The sequence below is a fragment of the uncultured Aquincola sp. genome (assembly GCF_964001545.1).
In the GTDB taxonomy this organism is placed as follows: domain Bacteria; phylum Pseudomonadota; class Gammaproteobacteria; order Burkholderiales; family Burkholderiaceae_C; genus Aquincola.
The window spans coordinates 1-4,696 of the sequence record NZ_CAXFDV010000509.1 but is presented as its reverse complement, the minus strand read 5'-3'; the positions used below and the strand labels follow the sequence as shown (position 1 = coordinate 4,696).

Annotated in this window: 3 protein-coding genes; all 3 read left to right on the top strand. The window is 70.5% G+C overall.

The annotated features are described in order from the left end of the window. Positions 1-819 (top strand): efflux RND transporter periplasmic adaptor subunit (locus ABNT58_RS17290; RefSeq protein ID WP_348754685.1); only part of this gene is annotated, 819 nt, incomplete at its 5' end. 32 nt (positions 820-851) lie between these two features. Next, on the top strand, positions 852-3,974 hold the full coding sequence (locus tag ABNT58_RS17285) for an efflux RND transporter permease subunit (protein WP_348754684.1): 3,123 nt from the start codon (positions 852-854) through the stop codon (positions 3,972-3,974). Then, positions 3,971-4,696, top strand: a 726-nt coding sequence (locus ABNT58_RS17280) for a hypothetical protein (protein WP_348754683.1), incomplete at its 3' end; no start/stop codon positions are given. The genes ABNT58_RS17285 and ABNT58_RS17280, both read left to right, overlap by 4 nt.

Below are 4,696 nucleotides of genomic sequence, written 5' to 3'. Positions count from 1 at the left end.
CGCGCCGCGCTGGCCGAAAGCGAGGCCACGCTGGCCGAGGCGCAGGCCAATGCCGAGCGCGCCCGCCAGCTGCAGACCACCGGCGCCATCAGCGCCCAGCAGATCAACCAGTACCTGACGGCCGAGAAGACCGCCCAGGCCCGCCTGCTGGCCCAGCGCGCCCGGCTGCAGAGCGACCAGCTGCGCCTGGCCAAGACCACCATCACCGCGCCCGACGATGGGGTGATCTCGGCCCGGCTGGCCACGGTGGGTGCGGTGGCCGGCAATGGCCAGGAGCTGTTCCGCCTGATCCGCGGCGGCCGGCTGGAGTGGCGCGCCGAGGTGACGGCGGCCGAACTCTCGCAGCTGCGCCCGGGCATGAAGGCCACGCTGCAGCTGCCCGATGGCAGCAGCACCGCAGGCACCGTGCGCATGGTGGCGCCCACTGTCGATGCGCAGACGCGCAACGGCCTGGTGTACGTCGACCTGACCTCGGCGCAGGCCGGCGCCTCGTCCACCGTGCGCGCGGGCATGTTCTCGCGCGGCGAGTTCCAGCTGGGCGCCACGCCCGCGCTGGCCTTGCCGCAATCGGCGGTGGCGCTGCGCGATGGCTTCCAGTACGTGTTTGCGCTGGAAAGCCAGGTGGCCGGCAACGACTGGCGGGTGCGCCAGGTCAAGGTGCAGCTGGGCCGCCGCCTGGGCGACCAGGTGGAAGTGCTGGGCGGCCTCACCGCGCAGACCCGCGTGGTGGCGCAGGGCGTGGGCTTTCTCACCGATGGCGACATCGTCAGCGTGGTGAGTGCCGCGCCTGCAGCGCCGGCATCGGCCGCGTCCCGCTGAGCCCACTCGTCTAGACAAGCAGAGAAGCCCGTATGGCCATCAACGTCTCGTCCTGGTCGATCCGCAATCCCACGCCGGCCATCCTGCTGTTCGTCATGCTCACGCTGGCGGGGCTGATGTCGTTCCGGGCGATGAAGATCCAGAACTTCCCGGACATCGACCTGCCGATGGTGATCGTCACCGCCTCGCTGCCCGGCGCCTCGCCCGCGCAGCTGGAGACCGAGGTCGCCCGCAAGCTGGAAAACTCCATCGCCACGCTGCAGGACATCAAGCACATCTACACCTCGGTGTCCGATGGGCTGGTGAGCACCACGGTGGAGTTCCGGCTCGAGAAGAACACCCAGGAGGCGGTGGACGACGTGCGCGACGCGGTGGCCCGCATCCGCAGCGACCTGCCCGGCGAGTTGCGCGACCCGGTGATCTCCAAGATCAACCTCTCGGGCCTGCCCATCCTCACCTACACCGTCGCTTCCGGCCGCATGGACGACGAGGCGCTGTCCTGGTTCGTTGACCACGACGTGGCCAAGAGCATGCTCAGCGTGCCGGGCGTAGGCGCCGTCTCGCGCGTGGGCGGCGTCACCCGCCAGGTGGCGGTGGAGCTGGACCCGGCGCGCATGCTGGCCCTCAATGCCACCGCGGCCGACGTGTCGCGCCAGCTGCGCCAGGTGCAGCAGGAAGCCTCCGGCGGCCGCACCGACCTGGGCGGCGCCGAGCAATCGGTGCGCACCATCGCCACCGTGGCCACGGCCGAAGAACTGGCCCGCATGGAGGTGCCGCTGTCCGACGGCCGCCGCGTGCGGCTGGACCAGATTGCCAGCGTGCGCGACAGCGTGGCCGAGGTGCGCTCGGCCGCCTTCCTCAACGGCAAGCCGGTGGTGGGCTTCGAGATCACCCGCAGCCGCGGCGCGGGCGAGGTGGCGGTGGCCGACGGCGTGCGCGCCAGGCTGGAGACGCTGAAGGCCGCGCACCCCGACATCACCATCACCGAGGCCTTCAACTTCGTCGACCCGGTGGTCGAGAACTACGAGGGCTCGATGCGGCTGATGTACGAGGGCGCCATCCTGGCCGTCATCGTGGTGTGGCTGTTCCTGCGCGATTGGCGCGCCACCTTCGTGGCCGCGACGGCGCTGCCGCTGTCCATCCTGCCGGCGTTCGCGGGCATGCACCTGCTGGGCTTCAGCATCAACGTGGTCACGCTGCTGTCGCTGTCGCTGGTGGTGGGCATCCTGGTGGACGACGCCATCGTCGAGATCGAGAACATCATGCGCCACCTGCGCATGGGCAAGACGCCGTACCAGGCCGCGATGGAGGCGGCCGACGAGATCGGCCTGGCCGTCATCGCCACCACCTTCACGCTGATCGCGGTGTTCCTGCCCACGGCCTTCATGGGCGGCGTGCCGGGCAAGTTCTTCGTGCAGTTCGGCTGGACGGCCGCCATCGCGGTGTTCGCCTCGCTGGTGGTGGCGCGCATGCTCACGCCGATGATGTCGGCCTACATCCTGCGCGCCGGCCACCACGAAGAACGCGACGGCCGCGTGATGCGCGGCTACATGGCCACCGTGGGCTGGTGCCTGCGCCACCGCGTGCTCACCACGCTGATGACCATCGTGTTCTTCTTCGGCTCGCTGGGCCTGATGGGTCTGCTGTCCACCGGCTTCATGCCGCCCGACGACCTGTCGCAGACGCAGGTGAGCATCGAGCTGCCGCCCGGCGCCACGCTCAAGCAGACGGTGGCGGTGGCCGAGCAGGCACGCGAGATCGTGCAGCGCAACCCGCACACCCAGCTCATCTACACCGCGGTGGGCGGCGGCAGCTCGGGCGGCGACCCGTTTGCGCCGGCCGGCGCGGCCCAGGTGCGCAAGGCCACGCTCACCCTCAACATCACCCCGCGCAGCGAGCGGCCCGGCCTGCCCAAGCAGGCGGTGGAAGAACAGTACCGGCAGGCGCTGTCGGTGCTGCCGGGCGCGCGCTTCAAGGTGGGCCTGGGGTCGTCATCGGAGAAGTACGTGCTGGTGCTGGCCGGCGAAGACGGCGACACCCTGGCCGCCCATGCCAGCAAGGTGATGGCCGACCTGCGCACCATCCCCGGCATCGGCAACATCACCTCCACCGCCAGCCTGGTGCAGCCCGAGCTGATCGTGCGGCCCGATGCGGCGCGCGCCGCCGACCTGGGCGTCACTTCGGCCGCCATTGCCGACACGCTGCGGATCGCCACCGCGGGTGACTATGAGCAGAACCTGCCCAAGCTCAACCTGTCGCAGCGTCAGGTGCCGGTGCTGGTCAAGCTGAAGGACGAGGCCCGGCAAGACCCCGACCTGATCGCCCGCCTGGCCATTCCCGGCGCGCGCGGGCCGGTGATGCTGGGCAACGTGGCCGACATCAGCATGGGCAGCGGCCCGGCCGTCATCGGCCGCTACGACCGGCTGCGCAACATCAACTTCGAGATCGAGCTGAACCAGGTGCCGCTGGGCCAGGTGGAAAAGCAGGCGCTGGCCATGCCCAGCCTGCGCAACCTGCCGCCGGGCGTCATCGTCACCGCGGTGGGCGATGCCGAGGCGATGGGCGAGCTGTTCCAGAGCTTTGCGCTGGCCATGCTCACCGGCGTGCTGTGCATCTACATCGTGCTGGTGCTGCTGTTCAAGGACTTCGTGCAGCCGGTCACCATCCTGGCGGCGCTGGTGCTGTCGCTGCCGGGGGCGGCGCTGGCGCTGTTCATCACCCGCACCGCACTCACCATGCCGTCGATGATCGGCATGATCATGCTGATGGGCATCGCCACCAAGAACTCCATCCTGCTGGTGGAATACGCCATCGTGGCCCGCCGCGACCGTGGCATGACGCGTTGGGAAGCGCTGCTGGACGCCTGCCACAAGCGCGCCCGACCCATCGTGATGACCACGGTGGCCATGGGCGCCGGCATGCTGCCCATCGCGCTGGGCATCGGGGTCGACCCCAGCTTCCGCGCGCCGATGGCCATCGTGGTCATCGGCGGCTTGATCACCTCCACCTTCCTCAGCCTGCTGGTCATCCCGGTGGTGTTCACCTACGTGGACGACCTGGTCAACTTCCTGCGCAGGCACACTTTCAAGTCGCCGCAGGCCCGGCCCGCGGCTGCGGCCCAAACGCCGCCCATCGCGACGGAGCCCCGCCCATGAGCATCACCCCTGCAGCCCCTTCCACCTTCAACCCCGAGCCGGCCGCCCAGCGGCTGGCCGACGCCTGGCGCCGCCGCCACCGGCTGACCGAGCTACCGCCCGAAGAGCGGCCCGCCGACGTGCAGGCCGGCTACGCCATCCAGGCCGCGCTGCAGCGCCGCCTGGCCGACGGCTGCGCCGGCTGGAAGATCGCCGGCGCCAGCGTCAATGGCCTGAAGGCCGCGCCGCACGGCGCCCCGGTGTACGGCTACCTGCGTGAGCCCTGCGTGCACAAGTCGGGCGCGGTGCTGGCGGCGCCACCCAACGGCGCGCTCTTCACGGTGGAAGTGGAAGTGGCGGTGCGCTTCGGCCGCGCCTGCCAGCCGGCCACCGAGGCCTTCGACGCAACGGCCATGCTCGACGCCGCCTTCCTGGCGGTGGAGGTGGTGTGCAGCCGCTTCGTCGACCGCAAGGCCGTGGGCGTGCCCAGCTTCATCGGCGACAACGCCGGCTTCCATGCCTTCATCCTGGGCGACGAACTGCCGCAGGGGGTGGCCTCACCGCTGCTGCAGGCACCGGCCACCTTGCTGCACCACGGCGACGTGGTGGGCCCCGCGCTGGCCGGCGACGACCGCACCGACCCGCTGGTCTCGATGCAGCACTTCTGGCGCCATGCCGCCGAGCAGGTCCTGTCCATTCCGGCCGGCGCCATCGTCACCACCGGCACGCTGATCAAGCCCTGG